Annotated in this window: 17 protein-coding genes; 13 read left to right on the top strand and 4 right to left on the bottom strand. The window is 62.8% G+C overall.

All coding sequences use genetic code 11. The features are described from left to right. The first annotated feature begins 140 nt into the window (after positions 1–140). The 13 genes from SINAC_RS31865 to SINAC_RS31805 all read left to right on the top strand — a co-directional run bounded on the left by SINAC_RS31865 (position 141) and on the right by SINAC_RS31805 (position 13,232). Complete coding sequence (locus tag SINAC_RS31865; RefSeq protein ID WP_015249667.1) at positions 141–3,308, top strand: secretin N-terminal domain-containing protein; 3,168 nt, start codon at positions 141–143, stop codon at positions 3,306–3,308. A gap of 565 nt (positions 3,309–3,873) precedes the next feature. Further along, on the top strand, positions 3,874–4,314 hold the full coding sequence (locus SINAC_RS31860; RefSeq protein ID WP_015249665.1) for a type IV pilin protein: 441 nt from the start codon (positions 3,874–3,876) through the stop codon (positions 4,312–4,314). 123 nt (positions 4,315–4,437) lie between these two features. Further along, positions 4,438–5,940 carry a hypothetical protein gene (locus SINAC_RS31855; protein ID WP_015249664.1) on the top strand — a complete coding sequence of 501 codons (1,503 nt, stop codon included), beginning with the start codon at positions 4,438–4,440 and terminating at the stop codon, positions 5,938–5,940. Positions 5,941–6,050: 110 nt separating this feature from the next. Next, complete coding sequence (locus tag SINAC_RS31850) at positions 6,051–6,614, top strand: hypothetical protein (RefSeq protein ID WP_015249663.1); 564 nt, start codon at positions 6,051–6,053, stop codon at positions 6,612–6,614. Positions 6,615–6,620: 6 nt separating this feature from the next. After that, positions 6,621–7,328: a hypothetical protein gene (locus SINAC_RS31845; protein WP_015249662.1), complete on the top strand. Its 708-nt coding sequence runs from the start codon at positions 6,621–6,623 to the stop codon at positions 7,326–7,328. After that, entirely contained in the window at positions 7,325–9,052 is a 1,728-nt protein-coding gene (locus SINAC_RS31840; protein ID WP_015249661.1) for a GspE/PulE family protein, read from the top strand. The genes SINAC_RS31845 and SINAC_RS31840 overlap by 4 nt, the downstream gene beginning before the upstream one ends. Positions 9,053–9,073: 21 nt before the next feature. Further along, the gene (locus tag SINAC_RS31835) at positions 9,074–10,168 is read left to right on the top strand and encodes a type II secretion system F family protein (RefSeq protein WP_015249660.1); all 1,095 of its coding nucleotides are present in this window, start codon (positions 9,074–9,076) and stop codon (positions 10,166–10,168) included. Beyond that, complete coding sequence (locus tag SINAC_RS31830) at positions 10,165–10,656, top strand: type IV pilin protein (protein WP_015249659.1); 492 nt, start codon at positions 10,165–10,167, stop codon at positions 10,654–10,656. The genes SINAC_RS31835 and SINAC_RS31830 overlap by 4 nt, the downstream gene beginning before the upstream one ends. 26 nt (positions 10,657–10,682) lie before the next feature. Next, positions 10,683–11,180, top strand: coding sequence for a hypothetical protein (locus SINAC_RS31825; RefSeq protein WP_154673735.1), 498 nt, complete (start codon positions 10,683–10,685; stop codon positions 11,178–11,180). Then, positions 11,177–11,704: a PilW family protein gene (locus SINAC_RS31820; protein WP_015249657.1), complete on the top strand. Its 528-nt coding sequence runs from the start codon at positions 11,177–11,179 to the stop codon at positions 11,702–11,704. Before SINAC_RS31825 ends, SINAC_RS31820 begins: the two co-directional genes overlap by 4 nt. Continuing rightward, positions 11,701–12,126: a hypothetical protein gene (locus SINAC_RS31815; protein WP_015249656.1), complete on the top strand. Its 426-nt coding sequence runs from the start codon at positions 11,701–11,703 to the stop codon at positions 12,124–12,126. The genes SINAC_RS31820 and SINAC_RS31815 overlap by 4 nt, the downstream gene beginning before the upstream one ends. Before the next feature lie 87 nt (positions 12,127–12,213). Beyond that, entirely contained in the window at positions 12,214–12,768 is a 555-nt protein-coding gene (locus SINAC_RS31810) for a DUF5658 family protein (RefSeq protein WP_015249655.1), read from the top strand. Beyond that, complete coding sequence (locus SINAC_RS31805; RefSeq protein WP_015249654.1) at positions 12,765–13,232, top strand: prepilin peptidase; 468 nt, start codon at positions 12,765–12,767, stop codon at positions 13,230–13,232. Before SINAC_RS31810 ends, SINAC_RS31805 begins: the two co-directional genes overlap by 4 nt. A gap of 6 nt (positions 13,233–13,238) precedes the next feature. Here the strand turns inward: SINAC_RS31805 and SINAC_RS31800 are convergent, their stop codons facing one another. The 4 genes from SINAC_RS31800 to SINAC_RS31785 form a co-directional block, all read right to left on the bottom strand. Further along, complete coding sequence (locus tag SINAC_RS31800; RefSeq protein WP_015249653.1) at positions 13,239–14,600, bottom strand: DUF1501 domain-containing protein; 1,362 nt, start codon at positions 14,598–14,600, stop codon at positions 13,239–13,241. 207 nt (positions 14,601–14,807) lie between these two features. Beyond that, a complete protein-coding gene (locus tag SINAC_RS31795) occupies positions 14,808–16,853 on the bottom strand; it encodes a M48 family metallopeptidase (RefSeq protein WP_015249652.1) in 2,046 nt (681 codons plus the stop codon). 102 nt (positions 16,854–16,955) lie between these two features. After that, positions 16,956–17,588 carry a LemA family protein gene (locus SINAC_RS31790; RefSeq protein ID WP_015249651.1) on the bottom strand — a complete coding sequence of 211 codons (633 nt, stop codon included), beginning with the start codon at positions 17,586–17,588 and terminating at the stop codon, positions 16,956–16,958. Positions 17,589–17,904: 316 nt separating this feature from the next. Then, positions 17,905–19,893: a carboxypeptidase-like regulatory domain-containing protein gene (locus SINAC_RS31785; protein ID WP_020466390.1), complete on the bottom strand. Its 1,989-nt coding sequence runs from the start codon at positions 19,891–19,893 to the stop codon at positions 17,905–17,907. Positions 19,894–19,895 lie beyond the last annotated feature (2 nt).

Genomic DNA, 19,895 nt, shown 5'->3' with positions numbered 1-19,895 from the left:
TTCGCTTGACGAAACTCCGTGGACGTGGAGAATCCGACCGCGACGGCCAGCAGACTGCGGACCTGGATCCGCCTCGTATCCGAGGCTGGCAATCGGGTTTTCGGGACGGCCGGCGTCGGAACTGTGGATGGTGACTGTTCATGCGCCACGCGAAATGGAGGGTCCCGAGACAGGTCTGGTTCCTCTGCTTCGAGATCGCGCTGGTCACCGTGTTGGCATTTGCATTCATCCGGTCGACCTTCGTTCCCCGTGGCGTGGATGAGACCACGCGACCGGCCCAGCCTCGCGATCGCCTGGAGGCCGCGTCCAAACCACCCCTTCGACAAGGGGGAGAGACCGTTCAGATCGAATCGCCCACGAGCCGGCGGGCGGCCGACGACGCGCTGGTCCGGACGGGCTTGTCGACAGAATCGTCCCCGGTGCCTCTGTCCCCCGAGCCGCTCGTGGAGAGCGATTCCCCGAAGGGCCCCTCGGCCAAAATCTTCGGCGCGCGACCGCCCGATCCCGTGCCTCCCACCCCTACGCCTGCTCCTGTCCAGGTCCCTGCCATCGCGATTGAGTCCGGCCCGGAGAGGGAGCAAGCTCCTCCCGGGCTTGAGCCACTGAAACCGCCGAACCCGATGCCGGACCTGAGCCTTCCCGACGCGATCGAGCGAAAGCCTCGGGCTGACGATCGCCTCACGCTTCGCGCCGAAGACCAGGAAGTTCGCCAGGTGCTCGCCCTGCTCAGCCGGCAATCGGGTGTGAATATCCTTTTGTCTCCGGCCGTCCAGGGCCAGATCAGGATCGATCTCCAGGACGTCACGTTCAAGCAGGCCCTCGATGCGATCGTGCGGCTGGCGAATCTTGGCGTCAAGGAGGACCAAGGTCTGATCTATGTGTACTCCGCTCAGGAAATGAGTGAGATGAAGGCCAAGGAGCGGGAGCCGGTAGTGAGGGTTTATCACCTGAACTATATCCGTGCAAACGACCTCCGTACGATGATCCGGCCGTTCCTCAGTTCAGGGGCCTCGGTCACGACTACCCCGCCTGCCATGCAAGGCCTCAAAGGGGCGGGGGGCGGAAGCCGAGTCTCAGGGGGCGGCGGAGCTGCGGGAGGAGGGGCCGGAGCGGGAGTAGGGGCAGGAGGAGCGGGAGGCGGCGGGGGAGACAGCCCGAATACAGCGGGTGCCTCGTTAGGCATGGGGGGGAGCGGAGCATTGACGGCCGGTGGCGGTGTCGCCGGTACCTCCGACACCGGGGGCAACTCGCTCTCGTCTCACGACATCGTCATCGTCCGTGATTATCCCGAGAATCTCGCGACCATCGACGAGGTGGTGCGACGGGTCGATGTCCAGCCGCCCCAGGTGTTGATCGAAGCGGTGATTCTCAGCGTTCAACTCAACAACACCCAGTCGCTGGGCATCAATTTCTCGGTGGTGGACAACATCCAACACAAGGCTTTGGTTGGCGGCTCCGGAGCCCTGGTCAACGCGGCGGGCGGGTTTACCCCCGCTCGTGTTTTGGCGGCTGCCCCCTTACCCGCGCCGTTTACTCGCGTTCAGCCCGGAGAATTGATACCGGGCTACACCGGTTCGAATACCGGGTTGAAGTTCGGTTTCATCAGCAACAATGTGTCTGGCTTCATCGAGGCCATCGAGTCGTTGAACAAGACCAATATCCTGGCGAGTCCGCGCGTCCTTGTCCTGAACAAACAGCGGGCGGAGATCCAACTCGGTCAGCGCCTCGGATTCAAGAACACGGTGACGAACTTGACCAGCTCGTTGCAAACCGTGGAGTTCCTGAGTGTTGGCACCCTCCTGACGCTTCGACCGTTCGTTTCCAACGACGGGATGGTCCGTATGGAGGTCCATCCCGAAAAGAGCACTGGCACCCTCGACTCACAGGGCATTCCCCAGACGAACACCTCGGAGGTGACCACCAACATCATGGTGCCCGACGGGGCGACGATCGTCATCGGTGGTCTGATCGACGACCAGGACGAGATTGTCGAGGAGGGGATCCCTGGCTTGAATCGGATCCCAGTGCTAGGCGCCGCCTTCCGCACGCGCCGGACGAGGAGCGTGAAGAATGAGCTGATCGTGCTCTTGACGCCCCGGATCATTCGCCGTGGCGGCTTGCCCGATCCGGAGCTGGGCCTTCCCCCCCGAGGCGAAATGGGAATCCCCAACTCGGGCCCGATGCCTGGCCCCGCAGTCCAACCGGGTGAGGTACTTGTCCTCCCTCCAGGCTTCGAACCGGCCGGTTCGACCGCGGACACGTACCAGTTGCCGCCGTCTCCCGCGCCGGCTGCATCCCCCTTGGGAGGGGGGCCGCCGCCGATCAGATCATCACCGAACCTGACGCTGCCTGACACACCACCGCTCCCGCCCGTACCAATGCCGCCGTCGGAAGATGACGAGTCGCCACTGATGGAGGATGAGTCACTACAGGAGGGGACGTCGGGCTATAATGGCCCCTCACGATTTTTCGACTCCGCACCGACTCCGAGCGAGGCCATTCCCCGGCGCTTCTTCGACACGGCCTCGGCCGCGCGGACGACGACTCGGAGCCAGGCGACGAGTGATCCGGCCACCGTCACCACCTCAATGACCGCGCCTAATCCGGCGGTTCTGACGTCGGCCGTAACCCCGGCGACGGCGAGGGGCTTCCCTCATCGCGTTCGCCCTGGAGAGGACTTTGCCTCCATCTCCCAATACTACTACGGAACACCGAAACACGCCGCCGCGCTCTTGAACGCGAACCGCCAGCAGGTTGTGGACACGGGCGTTCTACGCCCCGGGACTGAGATCATTGTGCCGCCTGCCCAGTTGCTCTCGGCGGCGGAGAATCCGGTCCGGGACCAGGAGCCGTTATCCCCCGCCACGGCCAAGCCGACGATTGTTCCGGAGCGGGAGCGCAGTTTGCCCGGCCGGCGAAGCGGGGCGGAGTCACCGAAGCCGAGCGCCGTGGAGCCTCCGCCGGCCGTTTCGGATCCGGGCTCACGATCCCGGGCCGGCAGCCACTCCGCAGGCTTCCTGAGTCGTTTTCAGGTTCAGGAGTTGGCATCCTGGCCGGTCCCGCCCGGGGTGTCGCGGGAGGAGGCATTGAAGGGCCACAAGGGGGACACCCTTCGGGGAATGCTCCAACGGTCCGCCCCGAAGCGAGCGGATGCTCCCCCGACAGAAGCGGGCGGCCCTGGCACCACCTCACGGCCTCCTTCCACTCCCCCTGCTGTGACGGTTCGGCCTTCCCTCGGCCTTCGGTTGTTCGGGGCGGGCCGGAAGGCGTCGCAGGCGATGCCCGACGCGGGCGGGGCCAAGCCCTGACCGTTGCGCGCGTTCGTCGCGATGTCGACCTCTGCCGGTTCTCAAGCGATCTCGGCTCGCGTTGCATTGGCAACGATTTTCGGACGAGGGGACCACAGGTCAAGTGATCGGGGTGGCTGGATATGGCCGGGTCACGGATCTCAGAGCAAGATCACTGACTTCTTGAGTCATAGGGCACCGATTGCGCGATCGATCCGTGACCGTCGAACGGGACCAGGCATGATGGAACCGGGCGGCTGTTTCGTAATTTTCGTGCACCAAACGAACGTAAACTGCTCTAGGCATCATCACTCGAGTGCGAAACGCCACGTGATGTTGCCGAATTTCGCCATTCCTCCCGCCGCGGTTTGACAGCCCTGCGTCGACGACGTAGTCCTTTCCAGGAGTTCGGGGCTCGTCCGAGAGAGTGTTCCCGGATATCGCGACATCTGATCATGAGGTCTCTCATGGCATGTGCGAACTGGTGAGTCCCGCCACGGACCAAGGTCGGCGGTTGGTCGATCCGGCCGAGTTCGTGTTTCCCAGAGTCAACGTGGCCAACTGAAGACTTCTGAGGAGAGAAACTATGTTGGGTCGTAAGCGGAAAATTTCGCGCGGGTTCACGCTGGTTGAACTCGCCGTGGTTGTCGTAATCATCGGCGTGCTGGCGGCCTTCGGCGTGCCGCGATTCCTCCAGTCCGTGGAGCGGTCGAAAGGCTCTGAAGCGTTTGCCTACCTGTCGGCCGTCCGCACGGCTCAGGAGCGGTACCACGCCCGTGAGGGAACCTATGCAAATGCGATCACCGAGCTCGATATCCAGGTGCCGGTCCCGCGATACTTCACCGTAGGGACGATCGCAGCGGGCAGCACGGGCGAGCTCGACGACTCCTGGACGTTGACCTTGACCCGAGCCGGTGCGTCGGCAGGCTACGGTGCTTACACCGTGCTCTACAACGACCAGGGGTATGATCCGGAAAGCACGATTCCCGTCGCCATCAGTCCGTTCGCCCAACCGGTAACTCCGTAATAACGCACCCGCTGACAAGTGGGTCGGCAATGCGTTCCGCCCCCGCCTCGATCGGCGTCGATCAGGGCGGGGGCCGCTCGTTTCCGGGGACGACGGGGCGGTTCGTGGCGGGGAGCCGATGGGATGAAGAAGCTGCTGGGTAAACTGGCCACTGGCCGGGCCATCGGGCTCATGATCGGCCATCGTGATCTCGTCCTCAGCCAGGTCGCCTTTACGCCGCTCGGGCCGCTCGAGATGGGCCGCCGAACCGAGCCGATGCTGGGTGACTCGATCGACGTTGTGATTCCCCGCATCCTCGCCCCGGTGCTTGAGAGCGAACCCTGGAAGAACGCGCCGATCGCGATTGGCTTGCCGGTGCTCAGCGTCTTCTTTTCGACGCGACCGATCAAGTCGATGAACCTCGATGCCGCGCCCCAGATCTTGCTCCACGAGGTCCTCCGATCGTCGAACCTGGTTATCGACGATATGGACGTGGATATGATCAAGAGCCAGCCCGGCAAGGTGCCGGTCGCCAGTATCATCGCGACCCGCAGGAAATACCTGGCGCCGATCCTCCAAGGCTTGGAAAAATGCGGGGTGACGCCGTCGCAGGTCGAGCCCGCTCCTTTCGCGCTTCTGAGGGCCGCGATCCGCCGCCACCGAACGGATCGCGGCACCAAATCGTCGCTACGGATCTTTCTCGGGGCCGAGAGTGGGCTTGCCATGCTGACGGCCCAGGATCAACCCTTGGCTTGGCGCTACTTTGAGATGCCGGCGGGTGAGGAGGCCACGGCAGTCGTCTCGAGCATCCGATCACTTCGAGCGTTGAGCCGGTATTACGGGGTCGATACACCCCCCGACGTTGTCTGGGTGCATGGCCGTCCGGAATTGCTTCACCTCGATGATACCCCGCAGTGGCGCGAAACCCATCTCCGGATGCAGCGGTTCGATGGCCCCGGGTTCAATGCGGCTGACACCGCCTTTGGTCTGGCCATGGGTTGCCATGCCGAGGCCAAGGGACTCAACCTCGCCCGCTCGATGCGGCCCCGCGATTCCCTCCTCCGGCTGTTGCCCCTTGGGCAAATCGGCGTTCAGGTGGCCACCATGGCGATGGCCACGGTGTTTCTCCAGAGGGGTCAGAATGAACTCGAGCGAAATGTTCATGCGGTGAAAACGGCGCTGACTCATCATCAATGGATTAAGGGTCGATCAATCGCTGATCTTGAGAAAGAGAAAGCCAGTCAGACGGTCCGATCCAAGGCAATTCATCAATACCTGGGCACACGGATCTTCTGGACTGACTGCCTTCGCGAGGTCGCCACACCGTTGCCGTCCACGATGACGGTCAGCACGGTGAAAGGGCATTGCAAGCTTGGCGATGCAAAACATGACATGACCAGCGATCGCCTGCTTTCCTTGAGCATGCGTGCCCCTATTGCTGGTGACGGCGTTGTTCCCGCCGAGATTGATACCTATCTGGCTGCAATGCGTTCGAGCCAGTTGATTCGCAAGGGGCTTCCGCAGATCAAGCTCTCAGCGCTGCGATGGGGAACGGACACACGTACCTACCGCCCCTTCGTCGCCTTTACCGTTACCTGTCAGGCCGAGGCCAAGAAAAAACCGAAAGCCAAGGAAAGCAAGACCTAGAGTAACTTTGGTTTGGGTGGACCACTGGCCGAACACGATCCCGCCGCCCCGATGTGGGCGACACGAGGGGCAACCGCTCCAGACCGGTCTGCGTGCCGGTGGAAAGCGCCATGAGTCAAAGCACGACCCCGATCTCCCGTCTCAAGGTCTCGTTCGAGAATATCCTGCGGAGCCCGTTTCAACTCCGGGTCGTTGTCGGTGTGATCCTACTTGGAACCTGGTACTTTGGCCTCTACCAACCGATGGTCACGCAGACATTGACGATGACCCAGGAACTGGGGACTGAGCGGAAACGGCTTGAACTGGCCACGACGATTGAGGATCTCCGCCTCTTGACTCGTCGGTTTCAAGAGAAGGTGAACCAATCTTCGGATCAGAATGAGGTCGTCCAGTATCTCATGGGCGGCATTCGGCAACGCCCGATCAAGCTGGTTTCCCTCGTTCCTAAGTCCACGTCCGAACTGGGGGTCTACAAGCTCGTCCAGGTGGCCATCTCCGTCGAGGGGAGCTATACCAACATGGAAGCCCTGATGCGTTGGATCGAGGCCGACCCGCACCTGTTTCGGATCGAGCAGTTTGAGTTTGAACTGGCCCGGACTCAGTCTGTGTCCGACCAGCAGGACGAGGACGGTCTCTACAGCCTGAGCCTGATCGTAGTCGGCATCTTCGGGTGAACAGCCATGGCGTCGAATGCCCTTATCCTGAGGTTTGTCCCGTTGATCTCGGCCGTCGCGGTTGTCGGTTGGTGCGTGTGGCCTTACCTCGACTCGCCCACGATCCTCGAACCGGCGCAGTCCGAGGCGCCCGAATCCGAGTCTCGTCTGTTCAATCTCAGTCTTAAGCCGGCGTCCGATCGCAACCCCTTTGTGTCCCTGGACGGATCAGGAGCCGAACCGGTGGAGCGGCCTCAGAGTGGAGGTAAACCTCGTTCCGTGACAGTGCAGCAACCATCGAAAGGGGCCGCTCAGGGGGGCAATGCTTCCGCTGCGAACGATGCGAATACGGAGGAGTCGCAACACAAGTGGAACCTTGGCGCCACGCTGGTTCATGGCCGTCGTCGGGCGGCGGTGATCAACGGGCGGGTCTACCTCCTCGGCGAAATGGTGGCGGCGGCGTCACCCGAATCCCAACCCGCACGACTCAACCGGGTCGAACGCGACCTCGTCTACCTACAGATCAAGGACCGTCCCCGCCCGATCGTGCTGGCCTACGCCAACGTCGCATCGCCCCAAGTGCCATCGAGGCCTGCTCCCCAACCGGCAACGACCGATGCCGCCGCCGCCAACCTGGAGGCCGGCACGGATCTGAGCAGGCTCCTCTGGGGTGGAAAAGCTGCGTCGATTATTGATGTTATCAGGAAATTAGGTCTGGGAGGCCTCACTCAGTGAACTCCGCCGCCCCTGTTGCCGGCCACTCCTTGACCATCCAGTTGCTGCTGGACCGGGAGATTATCGACCAGAAGAAGCTCCGCGAGTTTCGCGCGCGGGTCGGTGAGCTGACGGTCCATGAACTCATCAAGTCGGGGCTGGCCACGGATCAGCAGATCGCCCAAACCTATTCTGAACACCTTGTGCTCCCGCTGGTGACTGAAGAGACCCAGGGGGGGGCTCCGTCGCCTGAGATGGCGAGGCTGCTTCCCGAGAAACTCTGCCGCGACCAGTTGGTTGTCCCGCTCTCCGTGCGAGGTGAACAACTCGACCTGGCGATCGTGACTCCCGACGCCATGCTCGTCATCGACGAGATCCAACTGTTGACCGGCCTGCGGGTCAGGCCCCGAATCGCGGCGTTGTCGATTGCCGAAGTCTGGCTCGACAGGCTCTTCAACGAGACGCACGCAACCGAGGGGTTTATTCCCGGCACCGAGGAATTCGAGCAGATTGATTCGGATCAGAGCGAGGAGGAGGACGACGACGATACGATCCTCCACCTGGACCAGCCTCCTCCGCCGGGCCGCAACGGCCGGGTCATCCGGATGGTCAATCAGATCCTCGACCAGGCGATCCGCTCGGGGGCCAGCGACATCCATCTCGAGCCGTTTGAGGACACCTGTCGCATTCGGCTCCGGATTGACGGCCGCCTCCAGGAGATGCCGCCGATGCCGCGGTCGACGTTCACGATGGTGCTGTCGCGGTTCAAGATCCTGGCCAAGATGGACATCGCCGAGAAGCGGATCCCCCAGGACGGCGCGATCGGCTTGAAGAGCGGCGAACGCCGGATCGACCTTCGTGTCAGCACGGTGCCGGCGATCGTCGGCGAGAAGATGGTCATGCGGCTTCTGGACAAAGGGAACATCCCGCTCGACCTGACCACGCTCGGGCTCGACGTGCGTCAGGCCAGCGACCTGATTGAGTCGATCCATCTGCCCCACGGCCTGATGCTTGTCACGGGCCCAACCGGCAGTGGTAAGAGCACAACACTCTATGCTTGCCTGAACCTACTCAATGAGAGCCATACCAACATCTGTACTGTCGAGGACCCGGTCGAATACAAGTTCCGGGGGATGAACCAGATCCAGGTTAAGAGCCAGATCGGTTTGAGCTTCGCCACGGCGCTACGGTCCTTCTTGCGGCAGGACCCTGACATCATCATGGTTGGCGAGGTTCGGGACCAGGAGACGGCCGAGATCTGTCTCCGGGCCGCCTTGACCGGCCACTTTGTCCTCTCGACGCTGCATACCAATGACGCTCTGGCCGCCGTCAATCGCCTTCAGGACATGGGGATCGAGCCGTTCCTCCTGGCCTCCACGCTTCGCGTGCTCGAGGCCCAGCGGCTGGTGCGCCGGCTCTGTCCCGAGTGCAAGGAACCGTACGCCTGTGAGAAGGAACTGGCGTTACGTCATGGCCTGGAGCCGGGCGAGACGCTCTATCGGCCCAGAGGATGCTCGAAGTGCCGGGAGTCGGGATACAAAGGTCGGGTCGGCGTCTTCGAGGTGATCCGGATCACTCCGGAAATGGCTCGATTGATCCAGAGGCGGACACCTTTGCCTGAGCTTCGCGCCGCGGCTCGTGACCAAGGCATGAAGCTGCTGATCGACAGCGCCGTGGACAAAGCACGCCAGGGCGTGACCAGCCTTGAAAACGCCTTGAGTGTCGCGATTGGCGACCAGGACTGACCCCCGGGGAACGGACGCAAAATGAGCTACGACTCCTGGATTATCGCCCATGCGCGGGTCTCATCCAAGAAGCATAAGCGGCTGAAGCTCGACGACATCATGAGCTTTTTCCAGCAACTGGCGACCCTGGTGGCGGCCGGTGTGCCGCTCTTGCAAGCGATCGAACTCACGGCCCAGCAGTCCGAGAGCTTGAAGCTCCAACGGGTCCTCGAGGAGATCGGCGCGAGTATCGAAGCCGGGAATTCGTTCTTCGCGGCCGCAGCGAATTATCCCGAAGTTTTCGAGCACGCCTGGATCGAGATGATCCGCACCGGCGAGGTCACCGGCAAGATGAGCTACGTGCTGGTGGAATTGAACAAGCAGGTTCGCGACTCCCGCGATACGCGCCGCAAGGTCAGCGGGGCCTTGATGTATCCGATGGTCCTCCTGTGCGTAGCCAGCCTGGCGATCACGGCCATGCTCTGGTTCGTCGTGCCGACCTTCACGAAGATGTTCGACGAGATGGGGGCCGAGCTTCCTCAGATCACGCAGATGGTTGTGAATCTCTCGGATTTCGTGGTCAGTTACGGGCACTTCATGGTGGCCGGGGTGATCCTCATCGCGTTCGCGTTTCGAAGGTACATGGCCACCGAGAAAGGTCGACGGACGGTCGGCGGACTCATGCTCGTCGCGCCGATGCTCGGCGAAATGTCGGTTCAGATGATGATGTACCGCTTCGCGTCGAGCCTGGCCCTCCTGCTCAAGAGCGGGGTGCCCATGCTCGAGACGATGGAGACCCTGCGCGGCATCTTTGGGCATACCCCGATCTACCGCGACGCGCTGGCTCATGTCCAGTTCCGCATCGCGTCGGGACATCCCCTGGCCGCCTCGCTCGAGGAGACGGGATTGTTCACGAATATGATCATTGGTACCGTGCGCACCGGAGAAGAAACGGGCCAGCTCGCGACCGTCATGGAGCAGATTGCGCCCTATTATAAGGAAAAGATGGAGGCGATGATCACGCGGCTTTCGAAGATGCTCGAACCGATCATCATCGTCGGCATGGGCACGGGTGTCGCGTTCATGATGTTGTCGATCTATATGCCGATGTTCGAAATGTCGGGGAAGGTCAAATGACCAGGCCGGGACCTCGAAGACCAGGACGGAGTGTTGGACGCGTTGCTGGTGGGAAGGCGGGGCGCCACGGCTTCAGCCTACTCGAGGTCATGGTGGTCGTCACGATCATGGGCGTGTTCGCGGCCATCTCCGTCCCCTCGTTCCGCCGCGCGGTGGAACGTTCGCACGCGGATCTGGCCGCGGCCCACCTCCAGACGGTCTGGGTCGCCCAGCGTTTTTATCGGCTCGACCATGGCCACTACGCCCCGGACCTGGCGACACTCGAAGCCGCCCAACTCGTCGAACCGACGGTTCGCATGGCGTCGACGCCCTATACCTACGCGATCCTCTCGGCCGAGGCTTCGACCTTCACGACCTCCGCCACACGCGCGGGCAGCAACGTCTGGTCCGGCACACTGACTATTGACCAGGATGGCCAGATCGTGGGCGTCATCAGTCACTACGGCGTTCCAACCATCACCCCGGGATACCTTTTTACCAAGGGATGAACATGAGGCCCGCTGGAAAAAAGACCGTGGGTTCGCGATTCATCGGGACACTGCGGGCTGGGATGTCTTATGTCGAGATCATCGTGTCCATGGCGGTACTTGGGGTGACCTTGTCCGGGCTGTCGGCGACGGTCGCCACGCGACTGCGCCTGGTCGAGGCGCTGGAGCAGCGTGCCTACTTGCTCGTGCCCCAATCGGCGACCCTTCGGCTCGATACATTCAACGCGCGGACGGGGGATTTCTCGGCAGCATGTCGCCTTGATGATTCCAGGTTCGACGTTACCGGACCCGCTCGGCGCTGGGCGACGCGACTCGGGGTTGCCGTGCTGGCGCTGCCCGATGCGCGGCCCGATCGGCGCGGGACGAGCCGGTTCCCGATCGAGATCGGACCCCGCTTTACACTCCAGTTCAATGCCCCGCTCGAACCCTACGAGCACGTCCACGATGTCAAGCTCGACGGTCTGATCGACGACGGCCTTGAGATCAGTACGACGGCGGTGCTTTCGGCTGCTGAGGGACCATGAGGAACAGGAACGCAACGCTTCGGCCCCTACCCCTGGTGCGACGAAAGGGTTTCACGCTCGTCGAGTTGATGGTCGCCTGCGTGATGTCCGTGGGCCTGATGGCCATCATGGTCTCGATGACCGCGACCTTCGAACGCAGTGCCGCCGAGGTCATCGCACGCTGTAAGCTGGCCCAAGAAGCGGATCTCGCCATGGCCCGACTTGCCGATGACCTTCGCGGTTTCAACTCGACTCGGCCGGAGACACGCACCCTGTTCATCGCCCCCGAGGAACTTCAGATCATCTTCAGCGACCGGACGATCACCTACTCGGTTCAGAACGAAACGCTTGTGCGCTCGGTCGAACCCGGGCCGGAGCCCGATCTGATCGTGGCCCACTACCTCCAGCATCTTCAGGTTCAGCGCATCGATCCTCAGGGACCGATGTTCAAGTTCTCCCTCTCCTTCGCGCTCCCGTTCCGCGAGCACCGGGCCAACCCACGCGCTCTCGAACGCGCTTACCACCTGATTGCGGTGCTCCCATGAAACGCGTCGAACGGCGACGAGGCGCGGTCCTGGCGATCGTTATAATCTTCAGTACGATGGTTCTTGCGACCTGGGCCCTGGCGAGCCGTCGGACGCTTGCCCAGGTCCGTCTCAAGGAGCAACTGGTCCAGCGCGAGGCGCGGGCGGAAGAAAGTGGACGTCGACGCTTCGCTCTGGCTTTCGGTCTCGCCCTGCTGGAGACCGGGCTCCCCCCCGTACCGCCGGGCGAAACGACTTACCTCTGCGAGACGGCGATCCTCAGTGGCGACGGCATCGAGCGGACCTACCTCCTCCGGTTCGAAAAGATCGAGAAAACCCGATGGACCGTTCGCGCCCGCCTCGCAGTTGCCGGAGATCCTGTTACTCTACCGAGACCGACGCGGTTCCCGGCTCCTGAGCCAGACCCTCCTCCCAATCCGTAAGCGAGACAACATCAACCGCCGACATACTCGATGGCGGCAACCTGACGAAATGTTTGATGAACGCTCCGCGGCACCACGGATGTTATCATGTCAAGACGTATCGCGGCTCGGCGGCAACGGCCAACCCGATGGTGGGATATCTTCAACAGGGCCGGACGCCGGTCCCACCTTCGCCGGTCCAGCGATCTGGAGGCTGAGCGGTGTCCGATCGTGGATCGACATGATGCCACGACCGGGGTTCTGGTCGTTCTCGTGCTGCTCTTCACGCTTGCCGATGGCGTCCTGACTCTGCTGCTGCTCGATCACTCGTGCGAAGAGGCCAATCCGTTCATGGCCTATCTGGTCGAGCGCGGACCGCTCTGGTTTCTTGGCGGAAAGTACCTTCTGACCGCGATTGGTCTGGCCACGTTCATGGTCCTGAAGTACTACCGTCTGTTCGGGACCCGGCTTCGCCTGGGGCACTGCATCCCGATCCTCGCCGTCATGTACGTGGTGCTGCTGGTCTATCAACTGTCAATCTTCAGGATGGTGGCACTTTCTCACCCACTCACGGTTCCCGGCGCGGGTCGAGTCGAGCCGCATCCGGATGGTCGTGCTCTCCTCACAAATCCCCATCGGATGAGCGAAGAAGTCATCGAATGAACTGGAATCAACATGCTCTCGTCTGCCTGTTCTTGGCCATCTTCGGGGCGGCCGTCGGCAGCTTCGTAAACGTCTGCGTTTACCGGATCCCCAAGGGGCTGAGCCTTTTCCGGCCACGGTCGCGCTGTCCGCTCTGTCGCCAGCCGGTCGCCTTGCGTGATAATGTTCCCATTCTTGGTTGGCTCCTCCTGCGCGGTCGCTGTCGCTCCTGCCGGATGCCGATCTCGGTTCGTTATCCTTTGGTCGAAGCCCTGGTCGCGATGATCCTTCCCGTGCTCTATCTGCTCGAATCCTCCTGCTCGGTGACCGATCCTCTCGAGGGGGGCCTGGCCGCATTCGTCGTCCGACTCTTCGGCCGATTCCTCCTCGCGACATCGTTCTTCACCGCCGTGCTGATCGGACTCGACCGTCGCGCTCGTGTCTGTCAGCCGCAGGCTGAGGTGACCGGCCACGGCGATGTGTGAATGTGATCAGATCTTGAAGAGCGAATGTAGCGGCTGGCCTTCCGCAAGCGGATAGGGCCGTCCGGCCAGGTCGCGGACCTCGGTCTTGGGCTCGAGGCCGAATCGCCAGAAAAGGGTGGCGGCCAGGTCGCCCGGCGAGACGCCGTCCAGGTCGGGATAGGCCCCGAGCTTGTCGCTGGCCCCGTAGACGGTGCCGCCACGGACCCCGCCGCCCGCCAGCACCGCGCTATAGCAGTGAGGCCAGTGGTCGCGCCCCCCTTGAACGTTGATTTTCGGGGTCCGGCCGAACTCGCCCAATGCGATCACCAGGGTCGACTCGAGCAGGCCACGGCTGGTCAGGTCGTCGATCAAGGCGGCGAATGCCCGATCGGTCGGCGGGAGCAGGTCGTTCCTGAGGCGCGGGAAGACGTCCTGGTGGGCGTCCCAGTTGGTGACCTGGCCGTTGGTCTCGTGGTCATTCACGGTGATGAAGCGGACACCCGATTCGACCAGCCTTCGCGCCAGCAGAAGACTCTGGCCGTGCTTGGTGCGGCCATAGTGGTCACGGAGCTTGGGGTCTTCCTGAGTTAGCCGGAATGCGCCTCGGACGGCATCGGAGTGGAGCAGGCGGACCGCTTTCTCGCGATAGGCGTCGAGGTCGTGGCTGCGGGCTGTCGTTTCGACCTGGCGGAGCATCGACTCGCGGTGGCCGAGGCGGTCGAGCGAGACGTTGCCGGGGAGTTCGAGTTCGTCGAGGCGGAAGTCGGGCGCGTTCGGGTCGGACGCGACCTGGAACGGGTCATGCGCTGAGCCGAGAAAGCCGGCGACCTGGCCCGGTAGTTTGACCACGTTGTGCATCACGTGCGGCAAGGCCACGAACGTCGGTAGGCCGCGGCGCTCGGGGAGCTCGTGACTCAAGACCGACCCGAGGCAGGGAGGGTCGTTGCGATCGTTCGCCAGGAGTTCGAGGTCCCCCTTTGCGGGTGACCGGCCGCTCAGCGCGGCGAAGGCGGCCGCGTTGTGGTTCGTCATCGGATGGTGCAGGCTGCGGACGATCGCCAGCCGGTCGACGACCCTCGCCGAATGAGGCAAATGCTCGCTGATCCGGATCCCGGGCATACGGGTTGCGATGGACCGAAACTCGCCGCGAACCTCCTTTGGGGCATTCGGCTTCATGTCCCAGGTATCAAGGTGGCTTGGGCCGCCGTAGTAAAAGATCAGGATGCACGATCGAATGGGGGTAGACGGGCGATGGTCCGGCGCTGGCGCAGCGGCACGGAGCCGACTCGCGAGGTTCAGCCCAAGCATGCCAAGGCCGCCGCTGAGGAGCAGGCGGCGACGCTCGAGGGAAAGGCTGGGGGGAGATCCCAGTTCATGTTCCTCGCTCATGGGAGCTGCCTCTATCGCGGGGTTTGCCGCGCCGACGATGGGGTGGGCACCACGCTTCCCCCAAACGGTCGGCGGGAATGTCTAACCAAGGTTTAGCAGGATCGTTTGGCGAAATCTAGCGGGTGAGGCTGCTCGGCGGTCACGAATTCCATTCGTGTCGGCATGCATTGCCGGCTGGCTCATGAATAGGATGATTCCAGGTTGTGCCTAATTCGATGCCGGGATCGAGGTGGCTCGCGATGGCCCCTCGCGATTCGGATCGGGCGAACTTGGGGGGAGCAAGGGGGGCATGGGGCAGTCGAGTGAGTCGGCGATGGCGCGGAGCAATTCGGCCTCGGCGATCGTCACGAGGCCGTCGGCGGCGATGCAGGTCGCGCAAGCGTCGAGCACGCGTTTCTTGATCGGAGAAGAGGCCATCGCCAGGCGGTCGAGTGTTCGGTCGAGCGCCACCATCGAACATTCCTCAGCCGGTGCCAGACGCACTCCCTCAGGCGGAAGCCCAAGGGCTTGAACTCCCTGGGCGAAGTCTGCCATGGCTTCCGCTTCGTTTCGGCCGCCGAGTCGGGACAAAGTTGAGAGCACCCGAATACAGTCGTTGACCAGGGGGCGGAGTGTTGGGAACCGGACCGGGTTGGGGGGCGGCTGGTCGAAGTGACGGTCGAGGTGACGCAAGAGCATGCGTTGAAGGGTAAACTCGAAGAGGCTGCGTTTCTGGTCGGCCCGGATCAAGGGGTCGATCCGATCGCGGAACGACTGGTACTGACGGAGCGAGAGTTGCCGAAGGGCCGGAATCGCCAGGTCAGCCAGTGGTAATCGAGCGCGGTCATCCAGCGCATCGACCAAGGGGGCGACCCGTAAGACCTCCTGGACGGTCCCAGGCTCGGCCCGGTCTTCGACGATCCCGAGCTGACGCTCGCGGATGGCGGGATCATGGTCGAGCAGGAGGGCGTAGACCACGGCGCGCGCTCCGAACGGCTCGCGAGCCGTGGCGGCCAGGTCTTCCGGGAGCGATTGGAGCAGGGCAGACGCGAAGGCAATGTGTTCACCGCTTGTGGTGCCCACCGAAGCCACCGCCTGCTTGGGATTGAACGGAACTTCCTCCGACGCTCGGCCGACGCTGGCTGCGAGCGAACTTCGTGGGGCCGGCTCCGGCGCGAACCTTTGGAGGGGGGGGCCGCGCCGGTCGTCCTGGGCGACCCTCACAACTTCATCGGCGTCGATCGTGGGGAAGACTCCGTCGAAGTTGGGATCGATTCGCCTGATGCGTTCGACCAGGGGAGGATGCGTTGCCATCGCCTCGGTCCAGAACGACACACCCGGACCGAAGAACATGTGACAGGCTTGCTCCGCGTTCTGGTTCTGGATCTGGGAACCCGAGGCGAGTCCCCCGATTTTCTTGAGTGCCCCCGCGATTCCGTCTGGATTCCGTGTGAACTGCACTGCCGAGGCGTCGGCCAGGAACTCGCGCTGACGGGAAATGGCGCTCTTGATCAGCCGGCCGAAGAAGACACCGACGTAGCCGACGGCCATCAATCCCACGCCCATCAAAAAGATCGCCATCGCGCTGCCGTTGCCTTTTTCGTCGTCTTTACTCCGCGATCGGCTCGAGGACGAGCTATTGCCCATGACCCGCATGATCGTGTAGCCGATCAGGGCGATGAGCAGGATGCCGTGAAGCAGGCCGATCAGACGGAGGTTGAGCCGCATGTCTCCATTGAGGATATGACTGAATTCGTGGGCGATAACCCCTTGCAGCTCGTCGCGATTCAGATGGTCGAGGCTTCCCTGGCTGACGGCGATCACGGCGTCGCCGGGCTCGTGGCCTGCGGCGAAGGCGTTGATGGACGTCTCATCCTTGAGCACGTAGACGCTGGGTACGGGAGTACCCGAGGCGATTGCCATCTCTTCGACGATGTTCAGGAGTCGCCGCTGTGCCGGGGTCGCGGCCCCCGGGTTGACGAGTTCGCCGCCGAGAAGCCGGGCGATGGCGGATCCTCCTTCCCTGAGTGTCGCCGTCTTGTAGAGGCTGCCTGCGAGGATCACGATGCTCACGCCCGTGGCGACGAGCGCCAACCGCTCCCAATCCCAGAGCTCGCTGATACCGGCTTGCCCCTGCGTCGTGGCGATCAGGCAGGCGGTCGCCACGCCGTAGACGGCCAGGATGATGAGGACCACCGCAAGGATGAAGTAGCCGATCAAGAGGCTGGTTCGCTTCCGCGCGACGAGCTGATGATCGAAGAAATCGGTGGCCATCGGTTCGCGATTCTCTGGGGATAGAGACGAAAAAAGGAGGGAGCCACTCGGGGGCGTGACCATCGGTCAACACCCCGGCGGTCAGAACCCGACAATCCCGGCTCAGGCGAACGAGACGCGAGGCGCTTGTCGTTCCGTCTCGGATTCCACCTGGAAGAGGTGGGCTTCCGTGAAGTTGAGGAAGTTGGCTACGACGATGGTCGGGAACGTTTCGCGCTGGGTGTTGTACTGCATGACGGCGTCGTTGTAAGCCTGGCGCGCGAACGCCACCTTGTTCTCGGTCGAGCTGAGTTCTTCCTGGAGCGAGAGCATGTTCTGGTTGGCCTTGAGGTCGGGGTAGGCCTCGGACAGAGCGAAGAGCCGTCCGAGCGCTCCATTGAGCTGCGACTCGGCGGCCGAGAGGCTTGTCATGGCGGTGGCATCGCCCGGGTTCGCGGCGGCATTCCGGCCTGCGGTCGCGGCCGAGTTCCTGGCCTGGATGACCGCCTCGAGCGTCCCCGACTCGTGCTTCATGTACCCTTTGACCGCTTCGACGAGGTTGGGAATCAGGTCGTACCGGCGTTTCAGCTGGACGTCGATCTGGCTGAACGCATTCTTGAACCGGTTCCGGTACATTACCAGGCGGTTGTAGGTTGCGATTACGAAGAGCGCCAGCAGGAAGAGCAAGACGCCCCCGACGCCCAGAGCACCGAGCAGGATTGTTGCCGTGGAGGACAAAGCCCAGATTACGTTCATCGTCACGCCCCTCTATTCCCGCTGCGAGATCGCGTAGTCATGACAGCCGCCTGCCCGCACACTTCAATCGTAGGCTACGGACGAACCGCATCCGAGTTGGAATGCGATTTGTCCTACGATGCCCAGGCTACCCCGCTTGTGACAGGCTCGCAATGAGTTGTTAGTCGTTTCGTATCCCAGCGTCGAATATTGAGTTGAGGGCGTCTGGATCATGCGGTGGAGGTCCGATGGGGCGGCGTCGCTCGTTGCGTACGTCGCCCCAAGGGGATCCGCCGGTTTGTTGCATCGCAATGGGGAGGTACGTGTGAGGCCTCCCTCACTTCGATGCGCGAGTATCCGGACCGATGTCTCCTAGGTCGCGGGCCTCACCGGGGCGGACAATCAAGCCGTTGATCTCTTGGGCCGCAGGGGCATAAAGAGTGTAACTCAGGCCGGTCAGCAGGCCGGTGATGCGAAATCGTCCGTCGCTGTCGGTTTTGGTGTCAGCATGGTGCCAGTTGACCGGCTTCTGTTCCACACTGGCGGAGACCTTGACATTCGGCCGGGGGATGCCGCTGGCGTCGACGATGCGGCCGTTGAAGGCTCCACAGGGCTCGAGTGTCACGGTCAGGGGCCCCAAGTCGGTTCCGGGCAGTGTGACCATCCGCCCGAGGTTGCGCTGGGGATGGAAGAACCAGACGGGGCGGGGCAGACTCCGCTCCAGGCCTGTGGCTGTGAAGGTGGCGTCCTTCAGAACCTCGGAGAATTCCAAAGCCGTCAGCCTGTAGGCCGTGGCGGCCTCGACCGGTTTGCCCGCCTGGTCGACCAGTGAACCTCGGACCACGATGCCCGGGTCGAGTGCGATGTTCACGGTCATTGAGGCTGCGTCCTTCACCGGATCGACGGGGACCACGTGATGGAAGAAGTCGCACGAGACGAGGCCCATCTGGGCGGTGTCGAAGCACCCCTCTGAGTCGGCTGGGCGTCCGAACTGCTCGGGCCTGACTGCGCAAAAGCGATCTGTGTCGGCACGGCCGGCGAGGACCCCAGGACCGGGGATGGCGACGAGTGTGTACGAGCCGTCGGCATTGGTGTCAACGCCTGGGCCATCTCCGCCGATTTCGGGCACGTCCTTGAGGAACGGATTATCGGCGAAGGCCAAGTAGGTGACGGTCCCGCGAACCGGCTTGCCGGTCGCGGCGTCAGTCAGTCGGCCCTGAATCAGGATCCCCTTGGCCAGGTCGAAGTCGATCGTGACCGGCTCTGGGGCGGTGGCGTCCAAGGTCAGCTCACGGGTGGCCTTGAGGTACGGTGGGGAGTCGGGTTCCTTCTCGAGCGGGAACGCCAAAGCCCGGAGTCGACCGGCCGTGGGCAGGCCATCGACCTGGTAACGCCCCTTTTGATCGGTTTTTACGTGAGCCCACGACTCGCGGTCCTTGGAATAGATGGTAACCCCCATGCCGGGGATTGGTGCCTTGGTCGCCTTGTCGCGAACTGTTCCCACGATCGGCCGTGAGGGCGCGGCCAGGTGGTGGAAGCGACTCGGGTAGATCACCGGCAACTTCGAGCCGGACTCCATCATCTCCCGATTCTCGGCCGAGATGTGCTTCAAGGCTTTGAGGTTGGCGTCTCGGCGGGTCAGGGCATAGATTGTCAACGTTTCGAGCTTTGGACCTTTGACTTTGAGCATGGCGAGCCGCTCCCGGCCAATCCCCGTGAAGCGAAACCGGCCCTGAGCATCGGTCTTCGTCTCGGGGGTGACTCCAGGCGGCGTTCCCCAGAACGACCGGGGTAGTAGCTTGCGCTCTCGAAAGTGAAACGGGTTGTCTTTCAGGTCTGCGAGAAATCGGTCGAGCGACCCGTCATTGGTTGCATAGAGCGATTGAAACGTGACCGTCACGCCGGCCAGCGGCTGACCGCCCAAGTCGGCGATGGCCCCTTCGATTGGCACATCGTCCTTGACGAGTTGAGGAGTCCATTCACCGTTCTCGGGCACCTTGCCTATATCAATCCAGTCCGGCCCGAGTCCCTCGACCGACGCGACGAGCTTCGCTTGCTTCCATGACTCGTCGAGCCCGTCCGGTCCTCCCATCGACGGCTTGACGACGGCAAGCCGGTATCGTCCCTCGGTATCGGAAGTGGCCAGGATCTCAGGTTTCGCGACTTCCTTCAGTGGTATCAGGCTGATCGTTACGCCGGCTGCGGGACGACCGTCGGGTCCGAGCACGCGGCCATGGATCTCGAGCATGTCGGTTTTCGCCGATTCAGCCATGACGATCGTCGTGCTCACGACCGCAATGAGTAGGGTTGGGAAGAATCGTCGCATGC

The sequence above is a fragment of the Singulisphaera acidiphila DSM 18658 genome (genome assembly GCF_000242455.2).
In the GTDB taxonomy this organism is placed as follows: Bacteria; Planctomycetota; Planctomycetia; order Isosphaerales; family Isosphaeraceae; genus Singulisphaera; species Singulisphaera acidiphila.
Note: the sequence above shows the minus strand (reverse complement) of the source record. Positions and strands in the feature narration are given on the sequence as shown.